The 23242-nt window shown below is 70.6% G+C and carries 19 protein-coding genes; 15 read left to right on the top strand and 4 right to left on the bottom strand.

Annotation, left to right across the window (positions count from 1 at the left end; translation table 11 throughout):
- Positions 1–187 precede the first annotated feature (187 nt).
- The 3 genes from metH (at position 188) to D7M15_RS02295 (ending at position 6637) form a co-directional block, all read left to right on the top strand.
- Complete coding sequence (metH, locus tag D7M15_RS02305) at positions 188–3700, top strand: methionine synthase (protein WP_121515952.1); 3513 nt, start codon at positions 188–190, stop codon at positions 3698–3700.
- 228 nt (positions 3701–3928) lie between these two features.
- Positions 3929–4630, top strand: a complete 702-nt coding sequence (locus D7M15_RS02300; RefSeq protein ID WP_121515951.1) for an HAD family phosphatase — start codon at positions 3929–3931, stop codon at positions 4628–4630.
- Between the two features lie 408 nt (positions 4631–5038).
- Positions 5039–6637 (top strand): ABC transporter substrate-binding protein, encoded by a 1599-nt coding sequence (locus tag D7M15_RS02295; protein ID WP_121515950.1) that lies wholly within the window; start codon positions 5039–5041, stop codon positions 6635–6637.
- 104 nt (positions 6638–6741) lie between these two features.
- Here D7M15_RS02295 and D7M15_RS02290 read toward each other — a convergent pair whose 3' ends face one another.
- Both D7M15_RS02290 and D7M15_RS02285 read right to left on the bottom strand, forming a co-directional pair.
- Positions 6742–7413, bottom strand: coding sequence for a response regulator transcription factor (locus tag D7M15_RS02290; RefSeq protein ID WP_121515949.1), 672 nt, complete (start codon positions 7411–7413; stop codon positions 6742–6744).
- A 47-nt stretch (positions 7414–7460) separates the two neighbouring features.
- Entirely contained in the window at positions 7461–8420 is a 960-nt protein-coding gene (locus D7M15_RS02285; RefSeq protein WP_121515948.1) for a PD-(D/E)XK nuclease family protein, read from the bottom strand.
- Between the two features lie 123 nt (positions 8421–8543).
- Between D7M15_RS02285 and D7M15_RS02280 the strand changes: the two genes are divergently transcribed.
- From D7M15_RS02280 to D7M15_RS02270, 3 genes are all read left to right on the top strand, one after another.
- Positions 8544–9794 carry a site-2 protease family protein gene (locus D7M15_RS02280; RefSeq protein WP_240649094.1) on the top strand — a complete coding sequence of 417 codons (1251 nt, stop codon included), beginning with the start codon at positions 8544–8546 and terminating at the stop codon, positions 9792–9794.
- 77 nt (positions 9795–9871) lie between these two features.
- Complete coding sequence (locus D7M15_RS02275) at positions 9872–10765, top strand: tRNA (adenine-N1)-methyltransferase (protein ID WP_121515947.1); 894 nt, start codon at positions 9872–9874, stop codon at positions 10763–10765.
- A 124-nt stretch (positions 10766–10889) separates the two neighbouring features.
- Positions 10890–11465 (top strand): hypothetical protein, encoded by a 576-nt coding sequence (locus D7M15_RS02270; protein ID WP_121515946.1) that lies wholly within the window; start codon positions 10890–10892, stop codon positions 11463–11465.
- Between the two features lie 76 nt (positions 11466–11541).
- Here the strand turns inward: D7M15_RS02270 and D7M15_RS02265 are convergent, their stop codons facing one another.
- Positions 11542–11829 (bottom strand): ferredoxin, encoded by a 288-nt coding sequence (locus tag D7M15_RS02265; RefSeq protein WP_121515945.1) that lies wholly within the window; start codon positions 11827–11829, stop codon positions 11542–11544.
- Positions 11830–12073: 244 nt separating this feature from the next.
- Between D7M15_RS02265 and arc the strand changes: the two genes are divergently transcribed.
- The 5 genes from arc to prcA all read left to right on the top strand — a co-directional run bounded on the left by arc (position 12074) and on the right by prcA (position 17817).
- On the top strand, positions 12074–13840 hold the full coding sequence (gene arc / locus D7M15_RS02260) for a proteasome ATPase (protein ID WP_121515944.1): 1767 nt from the start codon (positions 12074–12076) through the stop codon (positions 13838–13840).
- Between the two features lie 231 nt (positions 13841–14071).
- Positions 14072–15583 (top strand): depupylase/deamidase Dop, encoded by a 1512-nt coding sequence (dop, locus tag D7M15_RS02255; RefSeq protein WP_121515943.1) that lies wholly within the window; start codon positions 14072–14074, stop codon positions 15581–15583.
- A 142-nt stretch (positions 15584–15725) separates the two neighbouring features.
- Positions 15726–15944, top strand: a complete 219-nt coding sequence (locus tag D7M15_RS02250) for a ubiquitin-like protein Pup (protein WP_121515942.1) — start codon at positions 15726–15728, stop codon at positions 15942–15944.
- 138 nt (positions 15945–16082) lie between these two features.
- On the top strand, positions 16083–16928 hold the full coding sequence (gene prcB / locus D7M15_RS02245) for a proteasome subunit beta (RefSeq protein WP_121515941.1): 846 nt from the start codon (positions 16083–16085) through the stop codon (positions 16926–16928).
- Positions 16929–16962: 34 nt separating this feature from the next.
- Positions 16963–17817 carry a proteasome subunit alpha gene (gene prcA / locus D7M15_RS02240; protein ID WP_121515940.1) on the top strand — a complete coding sequence of 285 codons (855 nt, stop codon included), beginning with the start codon at positions 16963–16965 and terminating at the stop codon, positions 17815–17817.
- A gap of 83 nt (positions 17818–17900) precedes the next feature.
- Here the strand turns inward: prcA and D7M15_RS02235 are convergent, their stop codons facing one another.
- Positions 17901–18959, bottom strand: a complete 1059-nt coding sequence (locus D7M15_RS02235) for a LacI family DNA-binding transcriptional regulator (RefSeq protein WP_121515939.1) — start codon at positions 18957–18959, stop codon at positions 17901–17903.
- 102 nt (positions 18960–19061) lie between these two features.
- Between D7M15_RS02235 and D7M15_RS02230 the strand changes: the two genes are divergently transcribed.
- The 4 genes from D7M15_RS02230 (at position 19062) to D7M15_RS02215 (ending at position 23235) form a co-directional block, all read left to right on the top strand.
- A complete protein-coding gene (locus D7M15_RS02230; protein WP_121515938.1) occupies positions 19062–20333 on the top strand; it encodes an MFS transporter in 1272 nt (423 codons plus the stop codon).
- 9 nt (positions 20334–20342) lie between these two features.
- Complete coding sequence (gene pafA / locus D7M15_RS02225; protein WP_121515937.1) at positions 20343–21704, top strand: Pup--protein ligase; 1362 nt, start codon at positions 20343–20345, stop codon at positions 21702–21704.
- 141 nt (positions 21705–21845) lie between these two features.
- On the top strand, positions 21846–22763 hold the full coding sequence (locus tag D7M15_RS02220) for an FKBP-type peptidyl-prolyl cis-trans isomerase (RefSeq protein ID WP_121515936.1): 918 nt from the start codon (positions 21846–21848) through the stop codon (positions 22761–22763).
- Between the two features lie 97 nt (positions 22764–22860).
- A complete protein-coding gene (locus tag D7M15_RS02215; protein WP_121515935.1) occupies positions 22861–23235 on the top strand; it encodes an FKBP-type peptidyl-prolyl cis-trans isomerase in 375 nt (124 codons plus the stop codon).
- Positions 23236–23242: the final 7 nt, after the last annotated feature.

Raw genomic sequence — 23242 nt, 5'->3', positions numbered from 1 at the left:
CGGCATTCGACAATGCCGAACGGTAGCGCCTCATGTCGACCGCCCGGTAGTCGGGATCACGCCCCATCCGTCCGGCACGCGGAACGTACGGGCCCCCGCGCGCCCCGTGCCGATACGCTGGACGGATGCGCCGCCCCCACCGGGCACGCGCACAGCCGACAGCCGTCGCACCCCAGGGAGCTTTTCCATGGCCTCGAGCAGCACCCCGTCCTCCGCCCGGAATCCGCGTGCGGACGAACTGCGTGAGGCGCTCGCCTCCCGCGTCGTCGTGGCGGACGGAGCGATGGGCACCATGCTTCAGGAGCAGGACCCCTCGCTGGAGGACTTCCAGCAGCTGGAGGGCTGCAACGAGATCCTCAACGTCACCCGCCCCGACATCGTCGCCTCCGTCCACCGCGCCTACTTCGAGGTCGGCGTCGACTGCGTCGAGACCAACACCTTCGGCGCCAACTTCGCGGCACTGGCCGAGTACGACATCCCCGAGCGCATCCACGAGCTGTCGGAGTCCGGCGTACGCATCGCCCGCGAGGTCGCCGACGAGTTCACCGCGGGCGACGGCCGTACGCGCTGGGTGCTGGGCTCCATGGGCCCCGGCACGAAGCTGCCCACGCTGGGCCACGCCCCGTACACCACGCTGCGCGACGCGTACCAGCAGAACGCCGAGGGCATGATCGTCGGCGGCGCCGACGCGTTGCTCGTCGAGACCACGCAGGACCTGCTCCAGACGAAGGCCGCCGTCCTCGGCGCCCGCCGCGCCCTGACCGCCCTGGGCTCGAACCTGCCCGTGCTCTGCTCCGTGACCGTGGAGACCACCGGCACGATGCTGCTGGGCTCGGAGATCGGCGCCGCGCTCACCGCGCTGGAGCCGCTGGGCATCGACATGATCGGCCTCAACTGCGCCACCGGCCCCGCCGAGATGAGCGAGCACCTGCGCCACCTGGCGCAGCACGCCACCGTCCCGATCTCCTGCATGCCGAACGCGGGCCTGCCGGTCCTCGGCAAGAACGGCGCCCACTACCCCCTGACGGCCGAGGAGCTGGCCGACGCCCACGACGGCTTCGTCGACGACTACGGCCTGTCCCTGGTCGGCGGCTGCTGCGGCACCACCCCGGAGCACCTGCGGCAGCTCGTCGAGCGGATGAACGGCCGTACGCCCGGGGAGCGTTCGCCGCGGCCCGAGGCCGGCGCCGCGTCGCTGTACCAGGCGGTGCCCTTCCGGCAGGACGCCTCGTACCTGGCGATCGGTGAGCGCACCAACGCCAACGGCTCGAAGAAGTTCCGCACCGCCATGCTGGAGGGCCGCTGGGACGACTGCGTGGAGATGGCGCGCGACCAGATCCGCGAGGGCGCGCACCTGCTGGACCTCTGCGTGGACTACGTCGGCCGCGACGGCGCCGCCGACATGGCCGAGCTGGCCGGGCGCTTCGCGACCGCGTCCACGCTGCCGCTGGTGCTGGACTCCACCGAACTGCCCGTCCTCCAGGCCGGGTTGGAGCGCCTCGGCGGCCGGGCCGTGATCAACTCCGTCAACTACGAGGACGGCGACGGCCCCGAGTCCCGCTTCGCGAAGGTCACCGCGCTGGCCGCCGAGCACGGCGCCGCGCTGATGGCGCTGACGATCGACGAGGAGGGGCAGGCGCGTACGGCCGAGCACAAGGTCGCCATCGCGGAGCGCCTCATCGACGACCTCACGACGAACTGGGGCATCCGCGAGTCGGACATCCTCATCGACTGTCTGACCTTCACCATCTGCACCGGCCAGGAGGAGTCCCGCAAGGACGGCGTCGCCACCATCGACGCGATCCGCGAGCTGAAGCGCCGCCACCCCGACGTGCAGACCACGCTCGGCCTGTCCAACATCTCGTTCGGCCTGAACCCGGCCGCCCGCGTCGTCCTCAACTCCGTCTTTCTCGACGAGTGCGTCAAGGCCGGGCTGGACTCCGCGATCGTGCACGCCTCGAAGATCGTGCCGATCGCCCGGCTGGAGGAGGAGCAGGTCCAGGTCGCCCTCGACCTGGTCCACGACCGGCGGGCCGAGGGGTACGACCCGCTCCAGCGGCTGCTGGAACTGTTCGAGGGCGTGGACGCGAAGTCCATGAACGCCTCCCGCGCCGAGGAGCTGGCCGCCCTCCCGCTGGAGGAACGCCTCCAGCGGCGCATCATCGACGGCGAGCGGAACGGCCTGGAGGCCGACCTCGACGAAGCGCTGGCCGGGCGGCCCGCGCTGGAGATCGTCAACGACACGCTGCTGGCCGGGATGAAGGTCGTCGGCGAGCTGTTCGGCTCCGGGCAGATGCAGCTGCCGTTCGTGCTCCAGTCCGCCGAGGTCATGAAGAACGCGGTGGCCTATCTGGAGCCGCACATGGAGAAGACCGACGACGACGGCAAGGGCACCATCGTGCTCGCCACCGTCCGCGGCGACGTCCACGACATCGGCAAGAACCTCGTCGACATCATCCTCTCCAACAACGGCTACAACGTCGTCAACCTCGGCATCAAGCAGCCCGTCACCGCGATCCTGGAGGCGGCCGAGGAGCACAAGGCGGATGTCATCGGCATGTCCGGCCTGCTGGTGAAGTCCACGGTGATCATGAAGGAGAACCTGGAGGAGCTGAACGCCCGCAAGATGGCTTCCGACTTCCCGGTCATCCTCGGCGGCGCCGCGCTCACCAGGGCGTACGTGGAGCAGGACCTGCACGAGATCTACGAGGGCGAGGTGCGCTACGCCCGCGACGCCTTCGAGGGCCTGCGTCTGATGGACGCGCTCATCGGCGTCAAGCGCGGCGTGCCCGGCGCGAAGCTGCCGGAGCTCAAGCAGCGCCGGGTGGCCCGGCGCGACACCCCGGTGGTCGACGAGCCGGAGGTCAACGACGGCTCCGTACGCTCCGACGTGGCCACCGACAACCCCGTACCCGCGCCCCCGTTCTGGGGCACGCGCGTGGTCAAGGGCCTCCAGTTGGCGGACTACGCGTCGTGGCTGGACGAGGGCGCGCTGTTCAAGGGCCAGTGGGGCCTGAAGGAGGCCCGCAAGGGCGGCCCGAGCTACGAGGAGCTGGTGGAGAGCGAGGGCCGGCCTCGGCTGCGCGGCTGGCTGGACCGGCTCCAGCGGGAGAACCTGCTGGAGGCCGCCGTCGTGCACGGCTACTTCCCGTGCCACTCCAAGGGCGACGACCTGATCCTGCTGAACGAGGACGGCTCGGAGCGCACCCGCTTCACGTTCCCCCGCCAGCGCCGTGGCCGCAGGCTCTGCCTGGCGGACTTCTTCCGCCCGGAGGACAGCGGCGAGACGGACGTGGTCGGCCTCCAGGTCGTCACCGTCGGCAGCCGGATCGGGGCGGCGACCGCCGAGCTGTTCGCCGGGGACGCCTACCGCGACTACCTCGAACTGCACGGCCTGTCCGTCCAGTTGGCGGAGGCGCTCGCCGAGTTCTGGCACGCGCGGGTCCGCGACGAGCTGGGCTTCTCCGGCCAGGACCCGGCCGAGATCACGGACATGTTCGACCTGAAGTACCGCGGCGCCCGCTTCTCGCTGGGCTACGGCGCGTGCCCGAACCTGGAGGACCGCGCGAAGATCGCGGACCTGCTGCGGCCCGAGCGGATCGGTGTGGAGCTGTCCGAGGAGTTCCAGCTGCACCCGGAGCAGTCCACCGACGCCATCGTGCTGCACCACCCGGAGGCGAAGTACTTCAACGCACGGTAACCGCCACGACGTACGGTGGCCGCCGTCACGCACGGTGGTCACCGCCGGTCGGAGCCCGTACCGGCGGCGTACGGGGAGGGGGCTCGCGCCCGTTCCGGCCCGTTCGGAGGCAATTGCCGGAAGACCGTGCCGGGGAGTCGTACACTGGTCGGTCCGGTAGAGGCCGGTCGCCCGTCCGCGTCACACGCGGCGGGTGACCGGCCTTCGCGTCCCTCGGGAGGAATGCGGATGACGAGTACGATCCCCGCCCCGGTCACCCGGCCCGAAGACGGGTCCGGACTCCAGGCCGTACTGCTGGACATGGACGGCACGCTGGTCGACACCGAGGGCTTCTGGTGGGACGCCGAGGTGGAGGTGTTCGCCGAGCTCGGGCACCGGCTGGAGGACGAGTGGCGGCACGTCGTGGTCGGCGGGCCCATGTCGCGCAGCGCGGGCTTCCTGATCGGCGCCACGTCCGCCGAGATCACCCTCGACGAGCTGACCGTGCTGCTCAACGCCGCGTTCGTGGCGCGGATCGAGCGCGGCGTCGAGCTGATGCCCGGCGCCCGCCGTCTGCTCACCGAACTCGCCGCGCACGGCGTGCCCACGGCGCTGGTCTCCGCCTCGCACCGCACGGTCATCGACCGGATGCTGCGCTCGCTCGGCCCGGAGCACTTCGCCTACACCGTCGCGGGGGACGAGCTGGCGCGCACGAAGCCCCACCCCGACCCGTACCTCACCGCCGCCGCGCGCCTCGGCGCGGACCCGACGCGCTGCGCGGTGCTCGAGGACACCGCCACGGGGGTCGCGTCGGGGGAGGCGGCGGGCTGCCGGGTGGTGGCGGTGCCGTCCGTGGCGCCGATCGAGCCCGGCCCGGGGCGTACGGTCGTCCGCTCCCTGGAGGAAGTCGATCTCGAATTCCTGCGCTCTCTGGTGATGGTCGCGCACTGAACGTAGACGAATGGTGCGCCTGTGACGCGAGAGGTGTTCGACGGTAATGCGGGAAAACACACGGCACCGGCGCACTCATTTTCCGTCACCATCCGGACGATTGAATTCCCTTGCCCCGCACCGCAGTTGGCGAGAGTGACTTTTGTCACTTCCCGCTCTGTCGACAGGGTCGGTCTGCTGTGCTGTGGGGCATTGATGGCGATCGCGGGTAGTCTGTGATGTCTGCTTTCATCGGTGAATGCGTGGAATCATCCGCTGTCCGTATAACGGAGCCGTGTCGAGGGTTATCGGAGGGCGTCCAGACCGTTACGGGGGCCTCGTCGGGTATCCCGGCACCCAACCACTAATCTCTCCTTCTCGGCCGATAGAACAGCGGCAATCCGGGCCGGACGAGGGAGACCGTCGACGATGAAGCGAAAGACCCTGGTGCTGCCCGCCCTGGCGGGTGTGCTCGCCCTCCTGGCCTCCGCCTGCGGGGACTCCGACGGTGGTGACTCCGACAAGGACACCATCTCGGTGGGCACGACGGACCAGTTCGCGGTGAGCGAGGACGCCCCGGCGCCGTTCGACCCCACGGCGACGTACGACGTCAGCACCTGGAGCATCATGCGCAACACGTTCCAGACGCTGGTGCGCCCACCCCGGTCCGGCACCGAACCGGAGCTGGACGCCGCCCGCAAGTGCGAGTTCACCGACCAGGTGGGGGAGCAGTACCGCTGCACGCTCCGCGAGGGCCTCAAGTTCTCCAACGGGAACGAGCTGACCACCGAGGACGTCGCCTTCTCCGTACGGCGCATGCTCGCCATCGGTGGCGAGCTGGGCCCCGCCAACCTGCTGAGCAACCTCGACCGGGTCGAGACGCCCAGTGACACCGAGATCGTCTTCCACCTCAAGGTCCCGGACGCCACCTTCCCGTACAAGCTGGCCACCCCGGCCGGGGCGATCGTGGACAGCGAGAGCTACCCGGAGAAGGGCTACAAGAAGGGCTTCGACGTGGTGGGCTCCGGCCCCTACGAGATCGAGTCCTTCGAGTCCGGCGCCTCCGAGGCGGTCCTCGCCCGGAACCCGAACTACGGCGGCACGCTCGACATCAAGAACGAGAAGATCGAGCTGCGCTTCTACAAGTCCTCCGAGGCCATGGAGAAGGCGCTCACCAGCGGCAAGATCGACGTGATGAACCGGACCATCTCCCCGGAGCAGGTCGACCGCCTCAAGCAGGACCAGAGCGACGACGTCGAACTGGTCGAGACGCCCGGCCAGGAGATCCGCTACCTGGTCTTCAACACCGACTCCGACGAGGTTGGCAAGCAGGCCGTCCGCCGTGCCATGGCCGAGGTCATCGACCGCAAGAGCCTGGCCCGCGACGTCTACCGGCGCACCACCGAGCCGCTCTACTCCATGGTCCCCACCGGGCTCCCCGGCCACCGGAACTCCTTCTTCAACGAGTACGGCGACCCGAAGACCGACACCGCCCGCCGCACCCTCCAGCAGGCGGGCATCGACACCCCGGTGAAGCTCACCCTCCACTACACCACCGACCACTACGGCGCCGTCACCGCCGAGGAGTTCAAGCTGCTCCAGAAGCAGCTCAACGCCACCCGCCTCTTCGACGTGGACGTCAAGGGCGTGCCGTGGGAGAAGTACCGCACGGACGCCAAGGAGGGCGCGTACGAGGTCTACGGCTACGGCTGGTTCCCGGACTTCCCCGACCCGGACAGCTTCATCGGGCCGTTCTTCGACAAGGGCAACTTCCTCAACATGCCCTACGTCAACAAGGAGATCCGGAACAACCTCCTCCCCAAGACCCGCAAGGAGACCAACCGCGCCAGCACCGCCGAGGACCTCGGCCGGATGCAGGACATCATCTCGGACGAGGTGCCGCTGCTCCCGCTGTGGCAGGGCAAGCAGTACATCGCGGCGGGCGACGACATCACCGGTGTCGAGTGGGCGCTCAACAGCTCCTCGTCGCTCCAGCTGTGGGAGCTGGAACGGGGCGTCTCCGGCTGACACCGGGACCTGACACCGGGGCCTGAGGCCGGGACCTGGGACCGCGTACGAGGGAGGGCCCCGCCACCACGGCGGGGTCCTCCCTCACGTCGTGCCGCGCCCGCTCACTGCGCGCCCGGCCGCACCAGCCCGCTCTCGTACGCGTACACCGCCGCCTGCACCCGGTCCCGCAGGCCCAGCTTGGTCAGCACGTGCCCCACGTGCGTCTTCACCGTCGTCTCGCTGACGAAGAGGTCCGCGGCGATCTCCGCGTTCGACAGCCCGCGCGCCACCAGCTTCAGCACCTCCACCTCACGCTCGGTGAGCGTGTGCAGGGTGTCCGGCACCGGCTCGTCGCCGGACGGCAGCTTCCCCGCGTACTTGTCGAGCAGCCGCCGCGTGATCGACGGCGCCAGCATCGCCTCGCCCGCCGCCACCACCCGGATCGCCTGCACCAGCTCGCCCGCCGGCGCGTCCTTGAGGAGGAAGCCGCTGGCGCCCGCCCGCAGCGCCTCCACCACGTACTCGTCGAGGTCGAACGTGGTCAGCACCAGCACCTTCGCCGGACCGTCCTTCGCCGGACCGGTGATCTGCCGGGTCGCCTCCACCCCGTCCATCCGCGGCATCCGGATGTCCATCAGCACCACGTCGGGCTGGAGCGCCCGCACCTGGTCGAGCGCCTGGAGGCCGTCCCCGGCCTCGCCGACGACGGCGACGTCGCCCTCCGCCTCCAGGATCATCCGGAAGCCGGTGCGCAGCAGCGGCTGGTCGTCGACCAACAGGACGCGGATTGCCACGGGATCTCCTTCACGGCAGGGCAGGCGGGACGCGCCCCCATTCTCACCTAGGCGGTGTCCGGCGACGCGTCCGACCCGTCGCCCTCCGACCCGTCGCGCGGCTCCGGCAGCCGCGGCTGCACGGTCAGCGGGTACGGCGGGGGAGTGCCGCCGAACTCCGGGCAGTGCCGCTGGTGGTCGCACCAGCCGCACAGCTTGCTGCGCTTCGGCCGCCAGTCACCCGTCTCCGTGGCCCGTTCGATGGCGTCCCACAGCGCGAGCAGCTTCCGCTCCACGCCCTCCAGGTCCGCCTCCTCCGGGTCGTACGTGACGATGTCCCCGCTGCCCAGGTAGACCAGCTGGAGACGGCGCGGCACGGAGCCCCGCAGCCGCCACAGCACCAGCGCGTAGAACTTCATCTGGAACAGCGCGCCGCCCGCGAACTCCGGCCGCGGCGCCTTCCCCGTCTTGTAGTCGACGACGCGGACCTCGCCGGTCGGGGCGACGTCCACCCGGTCGATGATGCCGCGCACCCGGAGCCCCGAATCCAGCCGCGTCTCGACGAACAACTCCCTTTCCGCGGGCTCCAGTCGGGTGGGGTCCTCCAGCGTGAACCAGCGCTCGACGAGCGCCTCCGCCTCCGCCAGCCACTCCGCGAGCGCCGCCTCCCCGTCCGTCTCGCCGGCCGTGTCCGTCGCGAACAGCTCGGCCAGCTCCGGGCGTTTCGCCAGCAGCCGCCGCCACTCCCGCGGCACCATGGCCCGCGCGCGGGGCGCGCTCCGCTCCGCCGCGGGCGCGTCGAACAGGCGCTCCAGCACGGCGTGCACCACCGTGCCCCGTACGGCCGCCGCGGAAGGTTTCTCCGGCAGCTTGTCGATCACCCGGAAGCGGTAGAGCAGGGGGCACTGCATGAAGTCCCCGGCTCTGGACGGGGACAGCGAGGTCGGTGCCGCGGGCCTGCGGCCACCTCCCGAACTCGGCGTGTCCGTGGGCCGTTCGCTCCCCGCGGCGGGGGGAAAGCTCGTCATGGGCCACGACCCTACGGCCCACCACCGACAACAGGCGCATACCATCGACGGCAGACGTCCCCGCACTGCGGGATCCCGGTGCTCGCAGCGGTGGGTGCCGGGGACAGCGGCAGAGAGGAACCCGTGGCGGACACGGACAACGGCGACGGACCCCACGGCGAGGGGCCCGACAGGCCCGGCACATCCGGCGGCGGGGGTGACGGCGACGGCCCGGGTCGCGGCAGGTACACCAGCGGCGGCATCCTGATGGGCCGCCCCTTCGGCGTGCCGGTCTACGTGGCACCCAGCTGGTTCCTCGTGGCGGCCCTCATCACCTGGGTGTTCGGCGGGCAGTTGGACCGCGTGCTCCCCGAGCTGGGCGCCGTCCGGTACCTCATCGCGCTCTTCTTCGCGGTCGCCTTCTACGCCTCCGTGCTGGTGCACGAGCTGGCCCACACGGTGGCGGCGCTCCGCTTCAAGCTGCCCGTACGCCGTATCCAACTCCAGTTCTTCGGCGGGGTGTCGGAGATCGAGAAGGAGTCGGAGACACCCGGCCGCGAGTTCGTCCTCGCCTTCGTCGGGCCGCTCCTGTCGCTCGTACTGGCCGGGCTGTTCTACGGGGGCATGCAGGCCGTCGAGTCGGACACGGTCCCCGGCGTGCTGCTCGCCGGGCTGATGATCTCCAACCTCATCGTCGCCGTCTTCAACCTCCTGCCCGGACTCCCGCTCGACGGCGGCCGCATGCTGCGCGCCGTCGTGTGGAAGATCAGCGGCAAGCCCATGACCGGTACGGTCGCCGCCGCCTGGTCCGGCCGCGCGCTCGCCATCGCCGTACTGATCGGCTTCCCCCTGGCCACCCACGCGGGCGGCTACACCGACGAGGGCGTCGGCGGCATGGACAGCCTCACCGACGCGCTGCTCGCCGCCATCCTCGCGGCGATCATCTGGACCGGCGCGGGCAACAGCCTCCGGATGGCGCGGCTGCGCGAACGCCTCCCCGGCCTGCGCGCCCGTACGCTCACCCGCCGCGCCGTCCCCGTCGAGTCGGAGACGCCGCTGTCCGAGGCGCTGCGCCGCGCGAACGAGGCGGGGGCCCGCGCCCTCGTCGTCGTCGACGGGCAGGGCGACCCGGTCGCGGTCGTACGGGAGGCCGCCATCGCGGGCGTACCGGAGCACCGCCGCCCGTGGGTCGCCGTCAGCGCCCTCTCCCAGGACCTCAAGGAGGGCATGCGCGTCCCGGCCGAACTGGCGGGGGAGGAGCTGCTCGACCACCTGCGGGCGGCGCCCGCCACCGAGTACCTGGTGGTGGAGGAGACCGGCGAGATCTACGGCGTGCTGTCCACGGGCGACGTGGAGAAGGCGTTCGTCGAGGCCATGGCGAAGCCCGCGTCGTAGGCGCGACCGGCGCGGTCACGGCGTACGCCCACGCCCCGTGTCACGGGCGCCCCCGCGGGACCGTTAGGCTGGGGGCCATGTCCGAACCGACCGGTGCAGCCCGCCGTCGCGGGCCCTTCAAGGTCGGGGACCAGGTCCAGCTCACCGATCCCAAGGGACGCCACTACACGTTCACGCTCGAAGCCGGGAAGAGCTTCCACACCCACAAGGGTGCCTTCCCGCACGACGAGCTGATCGGCGCTCCCGAGGGCAGTGTCGTCCGTACCACGGGCAACGTCGCGTATCTCGCGCTGCGCCCTCTGCTCCCCGACTACGTCCTGTCCATGCCACGCGGCGCCGCCGTCGTCTACCCGAAGGACGCGGGGCAGGTGCTGGCCATGGCCGACATCTTCCCGGGCGCGCGGGTCGTCGAGGCGGGCGTCGGCTCCGGCTCGCTCTCCTCCTTCCTGCTGCGGGCCATCGGCGACCAGGGGATGCTGCACTCGTACGAGCGGCGGGCCGACTTCGCGGACATCGCGCGGCAGAACGTCGAGCGCTACTTCGGCGAGCCGCACCCCGCCTGGACCCTCACCGTCGGAGACCTCCAGGACAACCTCTCGGAGCCCGACGTCGACCGCGTCATCCTCGACATGCTCGCGCCCTGGGAGTGCCTGGAGGCCGTCTCCAAGGCGCTCGTGCCGGGCGGCATCCTGTGCGCGTACGTCGCCACCACCACCCAGCTCGCCCGCACCGTGGAGTCCATCCGCGAGCACGGCACGTTCAACGAGCCGCAGGCGTGGGAGAGCATGGTGCGCAACTGGCACGTGGAGGGCCTCGCCGTACGCCCCGACCACCGCATGATCGGGCACACCGGCTTCCTTCTCACCGCCCGCCGTCTCGCGGACGGCGTGGAGCCGCCGCTGCGCCGCCGTCGGCCCTCGAAGGGCTCGTACGGCGAGGACTACACGGGGCCGGGCAGCGGCAGCAAGTAGCCGTCGGCGGCGGAGAGTTGACCGCGGGTCGCTCTCCGTCCGCCCCCGGCGTTCCGCCGCGGTGTGACGTGTGGCACGATGCGGGGCACCTCCGCCGCCCCAGCACCCACAGGAGACGCAGCGCGTGCAGCCCTCGGCAGGTCCCGGTCCCCTTCCGCACACCCGCTCCCGTGCCGTGCACTGGGCCGCCACCGCCGTGGCGCTCGCCGCCGTACTGGGACTGTCCGCGGCGGTCCAGCCGTCCGGAGCGACGGCCCGTACCGCACCGACCGGGAAGGCCCCCGACCCGGCGAGCGCCCGCTATCCCCTCGGCTGCCCCGGCGACGGCAGGGGCACGGTGGACGTCCTCGAGCACGGCGCCGCCGACTTCGACGGGGACGGGCAGCGCGAGACCGTCGCGCTCGTACGCTGCGCCGCCGCCACGGGTACGCCACCGAACGGGATGTTCGTCCTCGCGCACGCCGACGGGGCGAGGGAGCGGCCGCGGATCGCCGCGACGCTGCTGCCGCCGGGCGAGGGCATGACCGCCGACGACTTCGCCGTGACCCCGGGCGGCGCGGCGACGGTGTCGGCCACCCTCCGCGGCTACTCCTCGCCCGACGTGCCGCGCTGCTGCCCCGACCGCGAGCGCAAGGTCAAGTGGCGCTGGAAGGAAGGGAAGTTCGTGCTGATCCCCGCCCCCGTGGCGGGCAGCGTCTGAGCGCTCGCGACGGCGTCCCGTACGCCCGCGTCCGTCCGTACGCGGGCCGCCCGGTCTCCGGCGTGCGCGTACGGGATCAGTCCGCGTCGGGGCCGTACACCTCGACGCCGTCCGACTGCCGCCGCACGTGGATGCAGTCGCCGGGGCACTCCTTCGCGGAGTCCGCCACGTCGCGTATCAACGGCAGCGGCACGGGAGTCGTCGCGCCCTTGTCCTGGAGCAGCTCGTCGTCGCCGCTCTTCACGTACGCCAGCCCGTCGATGTCCAGCTCGAACACCTCGGGCGCGTACTGCGCGCAGATCCCGTCGCCCGTGCACAGGTCCTGGTCGATCCAGACCTCGAGAGCTTCGTTTCCGGTGCTCATCCTGGTGTCCGCCGTTCCGTGCGTTCGTGACGAAATAGTGCCACCCCTGAAGGGTGTTGACCTGATCGACGATACAGCCGGACAGCTTTCCGAAGTCGATCGGTGGGTATTCCCCAGTGGTGAGGGAGCGCGCAAGGGTGAAGATCGGACACACCCCGACCGTCATGTGATCTAGGGGTTTCAACCCGGACCTGCCCAGGTAGGGTCAGGAAGCGTCCAGCTCCCCTTGGAGGAGGTGAGGACCGTGGCAGCCCACGACGACGACATGAACCGCGGCATCCGACCGGGTCGGGGTTCCGAAGACCCGGCCGGCCAGGTCGCCCATCTAGAGCAGGAAATCGCCGTCCTGCGCCGCAAGCTCGCCGACTCTCCGCGCCACACTCGGATTCTCGAGGAGCGGATCGTCGAGCTGCAGACGAACCTGGCGGGCGTTTCCGCGCAGAACGAGCGCTTGGCGAACACGCTCCGCGAGGCCCGCGACCAGATCGTGGCCCTCAAGGAGGAGGTCGACCGGCTGGCCCAGCCCCCGGCCGGCTTCGGCGCGTTCCTGCAGGCGAACGAGGACGGCACGGCCGACATCTTCACCGGCGGCCGCAAGCTGCGGGTGAACGTCAGCCCCAGCGTGGAGCTGGACGGCCTCCGGCGCGGCCAGGAGGTCATGCTCAACGAGGCGCTCAACGTGGTCGAGGCCATGGAGTACGAGCGCGCGGGCGACATCGTGACCCTCAAGGAGGTGCTGGAGGACGGCGAGCGCGCGCTGGTCGTCGGCCACACCGACGAGGAGCGCGTCGTCCGCCTCGCGGAGCCCCTGCTGGACATCACGCTGCGGCCCGGTGACGCGCTGCTGCTGGAGCCCCGTTCCGGCTACGTCTACGAGGTCGTGCCCAAGAGCGAGGTCGAGGAGCTGGTCCTCGAAGAGGTCCCGGACATCGACTACGCCAAGATCGGCGGCCTCGGCGGCCAGATCGAGCTGATCCGGGACGCGGTCGAACTGCCGTATCTCCACCCGGACGTCTTCAAGGAGCACGAACTCCGGCCCCCGAAGGGCGTGCTGCTCTACGGCCCGCCCGGCTGCGGCAAGACGCTCATCGCCAAGGCCGTCGCCAACTCCCTCGCCAAGAAGGTCGCCGAGGTGACCGGGAAGCCCCAGGGCAAGAGCTACTTCCTGAATATCAAGGGCCCGGAGCTGCTCAACAAGTACGTCGGCGAGACCGAGCGGCACATCCGGCTGGTCTTCCAGCGGGCCCGGGAGAAGGCGAGCGAGGGCACGCCCGTCATCGTCTTCTTCGACGAGATGGACTCCCTCTTCCGTACCCGTGGTTCCGGTGTCAGCTCGGACGTGGAGAACACCATCGTCCCGCAGCTGCTCTCCGAGATCGACGGTGTGGAGGGCCTGGAGAACGTCATCGTCATCGGCGCCTCCAACCGCGAGGACATGATCGACCCGGCCATCCTCCGGCCCGGCCGCCTCGACGTGAAGATCAAGATCGAGCGCCCGGACGCGGAGGCGGCGCGGGACATCTTCTCGAAGTACCTCACGCCGACCCTGCCGCTGCACCAGGACGACCTGCTGGAGCACAACGACGACCCCGAGACCACGGTCGCCGGCATGATCCAGTCCGTCGTGGAGCAGATGTACGCGGAGTCGGACGAGAACCGCTTCCTGGAGGTCACCTACGCCAACGGCGACAAGGAAGTCCTCTACTTCAAGGACTTCAACTCCGGCGCGATGATCCAGAACATCGTCGACCGGGCGAAGAAGATGGCCATCAAGGCCCTCCTCGACCAGAACCAGAAGGGTCTGAGGGTCTCCCACCTGCTCGCCGCGTGCGTGGACGAGTTCAAGGAGAACGAGGACCTGCCGAACACCACCAACCCCGACGACTGGGCCCGTATCTCCGGCAAGAAGGGCGAGCGGATCGTCTTCATCCGCACGCTCGTCACCGGCAAGCAGGGCGCGGACACCGGGCGTTCCATCGACACGGTGGCCAACACCGGTCAGTACCTGTAACGAAGACGGACCGGCTGCGGGTGCCCCTGCGCGGGGGCCCGCAGCCGGACCGTTTCCCAGCCGGCCCGGAAGGAAGCACACAGTGATCTCCCCACCCGGGACCGCGCGTTCTAGGCTCTGCGGTACCGCCGCCTCGCGCGGTGCGGTCGCGGGGGCCCCGTCCGGGCCGGACGCGCGGCGGGATGTGAGCGGCGACCCGGTCCCGGGCCGTCGCGGGGCAAGGAGGGTCGCATGACCGTACGGCGCGTGATGGGCATCGAGACGGAGTACGGCATCTCCGTGCCCGGACACCCCAACGCCAATGCCATGCTCACCTCGTCCCAGGTCGTCAACGCCTACGCGGCGGCGATGCACCGGGCACGCCGTGCCCGCTGGGACTTCGAGGAGGAGAACCCGCTGCGGGACGCCCGGGGCTTCGACCTCGCGCGGGAGACGGCGGACGCCAGCCAGCTCACGGACGAGGACATCGGCCTGGCCAACGTGATCCTCACCAACGGCGCGCGGCTGTACGTCGACCACGCCCACCCCGAGTACAGCTCGCCGGAGGTCACCAACCCGCTCGACGCCGTCCTGTGGGACAAGGCGGGGGAGCGCGTGATGGCGGAGGCGGCGCAGCGCGCGACGGAGGTGCCCGGCGCGCAGCCGATACTGCTCTACAAGAACAACACGGACAACAAGGGCGCCTCGTACGGCACCCACGAGAACTACCTGATGAAGCGGGAGACGCCGTTCTCGGACATCGTGCGGCACCTCACCCCCTTCTTCGTGTCGCGGCAGGTCGTGTGCGGCGCCGGACGGGTCGGCCTGGGCCAGGACGGCGGCGAACACGGCTTCCAGATCAGCCAGCGCGCCGACTACTTCGAGGTCGAGGTCGGGCTGGAGACGACGCTCAAGCGGCCGATCATCAACACCCGCGACGAGCCGCACTCGGACGCCGAGAAGTACCGCCGGCTGCACGTGATCATCGGGGACGCCAACCTGTCCGAGATCTCGACGTATCTGAAGCTCGGCACCACCGCGCTGGTCCTGTCCATGATCGAGGACGGCTTCATCGCCGTGGACCTCGCGGTCGACCAGCCCGTACGCACCCTGCACCGGGTCTCGCACGACCCCTCGCTCCGCAAGCTGGTCACGCTGCGCAGCGGCCGTACGCTGACCGCCGTCCAGCTCCAGATGGAGTACTTCGAGCTGGCCCGCAAGTACGTCGAGGACCGCTGGGGCGCCGACGCGGACGAGCAGACCAAGGACGTGCTGAACCGCTGGGAGGACGTGCTCGTACGGCTCGAACACGACCCCATGAGCCTGGCGGGGGAGCTGGACTGGGTCGCGAAACGGGAGCTGATGGAGGGCTACCGGCGCCGCGACGGGCTCGACTGGGACGCGGCCCGGCTGCACCTGGTGGACCTCCAGTACGCCGACGTACGCGCCGACAAGGGCCTCTACAACCGGCTCCGGGCCCGCGGCAGGATGAAGGGCCTGCTGGACGAGCGGGACGTGGCGCGGGCCGTGACGGAGCCGCCCGACGACACCCGCGCGTACTTCCGCGGGCGCTGCCTGGAGCAGTACGCGGACGACGTCGCGGCGGCCTCCTGGGATTCGGTGATCTTCGACCTGCCCGGCCGCGACTCGCTCCAGCGGGTCCCCACACTGGAGCCGCTGCGCGGGACGCGGAGCCATGTGAAGGACCTCCTGGACCGCTGCCGCACCGCGGACGAGCTGGTCCGGCACCTTTCCGGCGGCTGAGCCGCGGGTGATCGCGCCCTGATCCGGGAATCATGGGGGTGGCCTGCGGGCGTTGTGGGAAGTGAAGGGCCGATGTCAGTCCCGACTTGTAGGGTCTGATCTTGTACGACTCGCGTTACACCGAACCGAGCGGGTGAGGGAAATGGCGACCAAGGACACCGGCGGCGGGCAGCAGAAGGCGACACGCCAGACAGAGGAGACCGAGGAGCAGACGGAGGACACCCAGGCATCGGAGGACCTCAAGGAGCGCCAGGAGGCCCTGTCCGAAGATGTCGACTCCGTCCTCGACGAGATCGACGACGTCCTGGAGGAGAACGCCGAGGACTTCGTGCGGAGCTTCGTCCAGAAGGGCGGAGAGTAACGCGCTCGGTCGCCGTCCCGCATCCCTGTACGGCAGGGGTGCGGGACGGATGACTTCCCCGGGCATGGGTAATGTCCGTGCAGTATCCGATGATCTCGATCGGCCATTCCGACTTCACGATCTGGTGGAAGGAAACGTGTGGAAGCCAACACTCGTGACACAGGGCGTCTGCCGGCAGCCTTCCTGACGCCCGGCTCGTCCTCGTTCATGGACTTCCTGTCGTCGCACGCGCCGGAGCAGATGCCCGGCAGCCGTCCGCTGCCGCCCGTGCAGGGCGCCATCGAGGCGCCGCACGGCACGACGATCCTGGCGATGACGTTCTCCGGCGGTGTGGTGATCGCCGGTGACCGGCGGGCCACGATGGGGCACGTCATCGCGCAGCGCGACATCGAGAAGGTCTTCCCCGCCGACGAGTTCTCGGCCGTCGGCATCGCGGGGACGGCCGGTCTCGCCGTGGAGATGACGAAGCTGTTCCAGCTGGAGCTGGAGCACTTCGAGAAGGTCGAGGGCTCGCAGCTCTCCCTGGAGGGCAAGGCGAACCGCCTCTCCACGATGATCCGCGGCAATCTCGGCATGGCGCTCCAGGGCCTCGCCGTGGTCCCGCTGTTCGCGGGTTACGACGTGGAGCGCGGGAAGGGCCGCATCTTCTCGTACGACGTGACGGGCGGGCGTTCGGAGGAGGTCGGCTTCACCGCCGTCGGCTCCGGCTCGGTGTTCGCGCGCGGCGCGCTGAAGAAGATGTACCGCGACGACCTGACGGAGCAGCAGGTGTGCACCGTCGCCGTGCAGGCGCTGTACGACGCGGCGGACGACGACTCGGCCACCGGCGGCCCGGACCTGACCCGGCGGATCTACCCGACGCTGACCGTCATCAGCGACGAGGGTTGCAGGAAGCTCACGGAGGCCGAGGTGGCGGAGCTGGTCACCGCGGTCGTGGACGGCCGCCTCCAGCTCCCCAACGGGCCGCAGGCCCCGGCCCTTTAGCAGTCGTCGAGAACTAGGAGAGGACGGATAGCCGGTGTCGACGCCGTTCTATGTCTCACCCCAGCAGGCCATGGCCGACCGCGCCGAGTACGCCCGCAAGGGCATCGCGCGCGGGCGCAGCGTGGTCGTGTTGCAGTACGCCGACGGCATCGTGTTCGTCGCGGAGAACCCCTCCCGGGCGCTGCACAAGGTCAGCGAGATCTACGACCGGATCGCCTTCGCGGCGGTCGGGAAGTACAACGAGTTCGAGAACCTCCGGATCGGCGGCGTGCGCTACGCCGACCTCCGCGGTTACACGTACGACCGCGAGGACGTCACCGCCCGCGGGCTCGCCAACGTCTACGCGCAGACCCTCGGCACGATCTTCTCCAGCGCGGCGGAGAAGCCGTACGAGGTGGAGCTGATCGTCGCCGAGGTCGGCGCCGCCCCCGAGGACGATCAGATCTACCGCCTCCCGCATGACGGTTCGATCGTCGACGAGCACGGTTCGGTCGCGGTCGGTGGCAACTCCGATCAGATCGGCACGTATCTCGATCAGCGCCACGAGGACGGCATGTCCCTCGAGGAGGCGCTCAAGCTGGCCGTCGAGTCGCTCTCCCGCGACAACAACGGCGGGGAGCGCAGCCTGACGGCGGAGCAGTTGGAGGTCGCGGTCCTCGACCGCACCCGCCCGCAGCAGCGGAAGTTCAAGCGCGTGCTGGGCACCCACCTGTCGCGGCTGCTGGGTGAGGACGGCGCCTCGGCCGACAAGTCCGCGAAGGACGCGGCCGGTTCGGGTGACGGAGACGGCGACGGGTCGGACGCGGATTCGGACGCCTCGACCGGTGACGGCGACTCCGCCACCGGCAAGTCCGCCAAGAAGAAGCCGAAGGCCGACGGGGACGGGTGACCCCGGGGCGGTGTCCGGCAGCCCCGCCGGGCTCACGGCACCGCCCACCACCCGTCCCGCACACCGTGGCGGGTGAACGCCCGTCAGCGGGCCCCGCCGTGCCGCCAGGCGGGTCCCGGCGGTGCGGTGGAGCCCCGCGCGACCAGCGACACGGGCAGTACGCCGGTGTCCGGCGCGCGTTCCTCCAGCACGGCGAGCAGCGCCCGCATGCCGTTCGCGCCGATCTCCTCGGCCGGGAGCCGTACGGTCGTCAGCTCCGGCTCGACGGCCGTCGCCAGCGACAGGTCGTCGAAGCCGGTCACGGACACGTCGTCGGGCACGCGCAGCCCCAGCCGCCGTACGGCCTTGCACGCGCCCGCCGCCAGCATGTCGTCGTCGCAGACGAGCGCGGTGGCGTCGGGGGCGGCGGACAGGACGCGGGTGGTGGCCTCCAGCCCGCCGGTGACGGTGAGTTCGGCCCGTTCGGTGCGGACGAGCGCCGCCGGGGTGTCCGCCAGCGCGTCGGCGAGCGCGCGGGCGCGGGCGTGGAAGGTCCACGAGTCCACCGCGGCGGTCACGTGCGCCAGCCGCCGGTGCCCGAGCCCCACCAGGTGCTCGACCACGCGGCGCATGCCGTCCGCGATGTCGAGGTTGACGGTCGCCTCGCTGCCGCCGGGGTCGCTGTCGAGCATCACCAGCGGCAGCCCGTCGGCGCGCAGTGTCGCCAGCGCCTCCACCGCCATCGAGGACGCGATCACCCCGTCCAGCGCCGCGCGCGCGGAGCCGAACGGGTCGGGCGCGGGCGCCGCGATCTCCGGCGACGGGTAGAGGACCATCCCGAAGTCGTGCTCGGCCGCGACGCGCGCCGCGCCGGTGTGGACGCGCGCGAAGAACTCGTTGGTCAGCGCCGGTACGACGAGCAGCGCGGTGCGCGTACGCCCGAGGCGCAGGCTGCGCGCGGCGAGGTTCGGCCGGTAGCCCAGCTCGCGCGCCGCGGTCCGCACGACCTCGGCGGTGCCGGTCGAGACGCGGCCGTGCCACTTGTCGCGCAGGACGAGGGAGACGGTCGCCTGCGAGACGCCCGCGCTGCGCGCCACGTCGCGGCTGGTGGGCCGTACGGGCCCGGCGTCGTCGTCGGGCCCCTGGTGTCTCCCGCTGGCCACACACGCTCCTTCGCTGGACCTCCGGTCGGCGCCATGGTACGTATAGCACAGACCGTTATACGTAAAACCCCCGGTGACGCCGGGCGGAGAGGAGCCGTACGGATGGCCACCGGCTATGCCGACCTGCTGCGCGCGAAGCACGCCGTGCGCCTGCTCGCCGGCACCCTGATCGGCAGGTTGCCGAACGCGACCGCGGCCCTGGGCATCGTGCTCTTCGTCCGCGCGGAGGGCGGCAGTTACACGCTCGCGGGCGTCCTCTCCGCCGTGTACGGGCTCGCCACGGCCGTCGGCCAGCCCTCCCTGGGGCGGGCCGTGGACCTGCTGGGGCAGCCCCGCGTGATGCTGCCCGCCGCGGCGGTCTCGGCCGCCGGGATGGCCGTCTTCGCGTTCGTCGGGATCGACCCGCTGCCGCTCGCGTTCGCCGCGGTCCTCGTCGCCGGACTGTGCACACCGCCCCTGGAGGGCGGGCTGCGCGCGCTCTGGCCGGACGTGCTCAAGCGCGAGGACCGGGTGCACGCCGCGTACGCCCTGGACGCGGTGGCGCAGGAGCTGATGTTCGCCGTCGGGCCGCTGCTCGTCACGCTGCTCGTCGCGGTCTGGAACGAGGCGGCGGCGCTCCTCGTCATCAACGTCGTCGGGGTGCTCGGTGCCCTCTGGGTCGTCGTCTCCCCGCCCTCGCGCCAGTGGCGCTCCGGTCCGCGCGAGGCGCACTGGCTGGGCGCGCTGCGCTCCCGCGGACTCGTCGCGCTGCTCGGGGCGTTCTTCTTCGTCGGCGTCGCGCTGGGCACCATCGCGGTCGCCGCCGTCGCGTACGCGGACGACCACGGCGACAGCCTCATCTCCAGCTACCTGCTCTCCGCGCTCGGCGCCGGCGCCCTCGTCGGCGGTCTGCTGTACGGCGCGCGGCTGTGGACGGGCGCCCCCGAGCCCAGGTTGCGCGTGCTGGTGGCGGCGCTCGCGGCGGGTTACCTGCCGCTGTCGCTCACCCCCGGCGTACCCGCGATGACCGTGCTCGCCGGGATCTCCGGCGTGTTCCTCGCCCCCGCGCTCGCCTGCGCGTTCGTGGTCGTCGACCGGCACGCGCCGCGGGGCACGGTGACGGAGGCGTTCTCGTGGCTGGTGACCACCTTCGGCGTGGGGACGGCCGCGGGCACCGGGCTCGTGGGGCCGGTCATCGAGTGGGGCGGGCCCGGCGCGGGCTTCGCCGTCGCCGGTTTCGGCGGGGTCGCCGCGCTGGTCGTACTGCTTGCCACGCGCGGCGTCCTGGACGCTCCCGCGGGGGCCCCGGAAGGCGCGTCCCCGCCGGTCGCGGCGCCGGAAAATGATCGCAACGGGGCCGCCGATGCCGGTTTCAGAAGCGGGCATCAGGCGTAATGTTCAGTCATGGACCGCCGAATCTTCGGGCTGGAGAACGAGTACGGCGTCACGTGTACGTTCCGGGGGCAGCGGCGACTGTCCCCCGACGAGGTGGCGCGGTACCTCTTCCGCCGTGTCGTGTCTTGGGGCCGCAGCAGCAACGTCTTCCTGCGGAACGGCGCCCGTCTGTACCTGGACGTCGGCTCCCACCCCGAGTACGCGACCCCCGAGTGCGACAACGTCCCTGAGCTGGTCACCCACGACAAGGCAGGCGAGCGCATCCTCGAAGGGCTCCTCGTCGACGCCGAACGCCGCCTGCACGAGGAGGGAATCGCGGGCGACGTCTACCTCTTCAAGAACAACACCGACTCGGCGGGGAACTCGTACGGCTGTCACGAGAACTATCTGGTGGCCCGGCACGGCGAGTTCTCGCGGCTGGCCGACGTGCTCATCCCGTTCCTCGTGACCCGCCAGCTGGTGTGCGGAGCGGGCAAGGTGCTCCAGACGCCGCGCGGCGCCGTCTACTGCGTCAGCCAGCGGGCCGAGCACATCTGGGAGGGCGTCAGCTCCGCGACGACCCGTTCCCGGCCGATCATCAACACCCGCGACGAGCCGCACGCCGACGCCGAGCGCTACCGCCGCCTCCACGTGATCGTCGGCGACTCGAACATGTCCGAGACCACGATGCTGCTCAAGGTCGGCGCCACCGACCTGGTGCTGCGCATGATCGAGGCGGGCACCGTCATGCGCGACCTCACCCTGGAGAACCCGATCCGGGCCATCCGCGAGGTCAGCCACGACATCACGGGACAGCGCAAGGTCCGGCTCGCCAGCGGCCGGGAGGCGTCGGCGCTGGAGGTGCAGCAGGAGTACTACGAGAAGGCCGTGGACTTCTGCGAGCGCCGCGGCATCCGCTCCGGCACCATCGAGCAGGTCCTGGAGCTGTGGGGCCGCGCGTTGGAGTCGATCCGCACGCAGCAGCTGGACAAGATCGGCACCGAGATCGACTGGGTCATGAAGTACCAGCTCATCGAGCGCTACCGGGCCAAGAACAACCTCACGATGTCGCACCCGAGGGTCGCGCAGATAGACCTCGCGTACCACGACATCCACCGCAGGCGCGGGCTCTACTACCTGCTGGAGCGGAAGGGCCAGGCCGCCCGGATCTGCAACGACCTGAAGATCTTCGAGGGCAAGTCCGTGCCCCCGCAGACCACCCGCGCCCGGCTGCGCGGCGACTTCATCCGGCGGGCCCAGGAGCAGCGCCGGGACTTCACCGTGGACTGGGTGCACCTCAAGCTCAACGATCAGGCGCAGCGCACCGTGCTGTGCAAGGACCCGTTCCGGTCGGTGGACGAACGGGTGGAGAAGCTGATCGCCGGCATGTGATCAGATGTGATCCGGATAAGTCCCTGTAGCACGACTCACGACACGGGAACGTGATTCCCGTGTCGTGAGTGGCGGGGCTGCCGTGGCGGGGCCGTAGGGTGGCGGGCAGGCCGGAACCCCCTACCTCCGCGAGTTGACCCCATGACTGTCTCCACGACGACCCGCCGTATCGCCGCGGCGCTCACCGTCCCCCTGCTGATCGTCTCCGCCGCCGCCTGTGGCAGCGACGACGACAAGGCCGAGTCCGGCGCGGTGCCCTCCGTGTCGACCGAGGACGGCAAGCCCAAGATCGAGAAGGGCGAAGGCGACCCGCCCAAGGACCTCAAGGTCAAGGTGTTGAAGGAGGGCAAGGGCAAGAAGATCGCCAAGGGCGATGTGCTCAACGCCTCCTACCACGGCCAGCTCTGGGACGGGAAGGTGTTCGACAGCACCTGGCAGAAGGGCCGTACGGCCGCCAGCTTCCAGATCGGCACCGGCAACGTGATCAAGGGCTGGGACGAGGGACTCGTCGGCAAGAAGCTCGGCAGCCGCGTCCAGCTGGTCATCCCGCCGGAGAAGGGCTACGGCGCCCAGGGCCAGCCGCCGCAGATCCCCAAGAACTCCACCCTGGTCTTCGTCGTCGACCTCCAGAAGACCATGCCGAGCAAGATCGACGGCAAGCCCGTGGACACGCAGAGCGCGGAGCTGCCCAAGGTCGACAACAAGATCACCGACAAGGCGCCGGAGATCGACCTGGAGAAGGGCGCCAAGGCCCCCGAGGCCCTGACCAGCGAGACCATCGTCGAGGGCGACGGCAAGGCGGTCAAGGACAGCAGCACCATCCTGGCCAACTTCACCGCCAAGCTGTGGAGCGGCAAGCCCTTCGCCAACACCTGGGAGCAGGGCGGCCCGCAGGAGTTCCCCGTCCAGCAGATCCCGGGCTGGAAGGAAGGGCTCAAGGGCGCGAAGGCCGGTAGCCGCGTCGTGATCTCCGTACCGGAGAAGGACTTCCCCAAGGAGCAGCGCGCGCAGTTCAAGTCGGGCGTCGTCTTCAGCGTGGACGTGCTGGACGTCAAGTGACCTCCGCTGCGCCATGGGTGACCTCGCCGTACGGGGCGGTCACCCCGGCGTGGCAGACTCGCCAGTCGTCTGGAAGTTACGTTCGTAGGAGCATCACGTGAGCATCGACAAGCCCGAGGTCGACTTTCCCGAGGGGCCGGCCCCGTCCGACCTCGAGGTGCGGGACATCTGGGAGGGCGACGGCCCCGAGGCCAAGGCCGGGGACAACGTCTCCGTGCACTACGTCGGCGTCGCCTTCTCCACCGGTGAGGAGTTCGACGCCAGCTGGAACCGCGGCAAGCCGCTCCAGTTCCAGCTCGGCGCCGGCCAGGTCATCGCCGGATGGGACAAGGGCGTGCAGGGCATGAAGGTCGGCGGGCGCCGTCGGCTGACCATCCCGGCGCACCTCGCGTACGGGGAGCAGGGCGCGGGCGGCGGGCGTATCGCGCCGAACGAGGCGCTGATCTTCGTCTGCGACCTCGTGTCCGTCTGAGTCAGCC

The organism is Streptomyces sp. Z26, from assembly GCF_003665095.1.
In the GTDB taxonomy this organism is placed as follows: Bacteria; Actinomycetota; Actinomycetes; order Streptomycetales; family Streptomycetaceae; genus Streptomyces; species Streptomyces phytohabitans.
Note: the sequence above shows the minus strand (reverse complement) of the source record. Positions and strands in the feature narration are given on the sequence as shown.

Coding starts and splice junctions, on each gene's coding strand:
- metH (WP_121515952.1), top strand. CDS start 188: ATGGCCTCGAGCAGCACCCCGTCCTCCGCCCGGAATCCGCGTGCGGAC.
- D7M15_RS02300 (WP_121515951.1), top strand. CDS start 3,929: ATGACGAGTACGATCCCCGCCCCGGTCACCCGGCCCGAAGACGGGTCC.
- D7M15_RS02295 (WP_121515950.1), top strand. CDS start 5,039: ATGAAGCGAAAGACCCTGGTGCTGCCCGCCCTGGCGGGTGTGCTCGCC.
- D7M15_RS02285 (WP_121515948.1), bottom strand. CDS start 8,420: ATGACGAGCTTTCCCCCCGCCGCGGGGAGCGAACGGCCCACGGACACG.
- D7M15_RS02275 (WP_121515947.1), top strand. CDS start 9,872: ATGTCCGAACCGACCGGTGCAGCCCGCCGTCGCGGGCCCTTCAAGGTC.
- D7M15_RS02265 (WP_121515945.1), bottom strand. CDS start 11,829: ATGAGCACCGGAAACGAAGCTCTCGAGGTCTGGATCGACCAGGACCTG.
- dop (WP_121515943.1), top strand. CDS start 14,072: ATGACCGTACGGCGCGTGATGGGCATCGAGACGGAGTACGGCATCTCC.
- D7M15_RS02250 (WP_121515942.1), top strand. CDS start 15,726: ATGGCGACCAAGGACACCGGCGGCGGGCAGCAGAAGGCGACACGCCAG.
- D7M15_RS02230 (WP_121515938.1), top strand. CDS start 19,062: ATGGCCACCGGCTATGCCGACCTGCTGCGCGCGAAGCACGCCGTGCGC.
- pafA (WP_121515937.1), top strand. CDS start 20,343: ATGGACCGCCGAATCTTCGGGCTGGAGAACGAGTACGGCGTCACGTGT.
- D7M15_RS02220 (WP_121515936.1), top strand. CDS start 21,846: ATGACTGTCTCCACGACGACCCGCCGTATCGCCGCGGCGCTCACCGTC.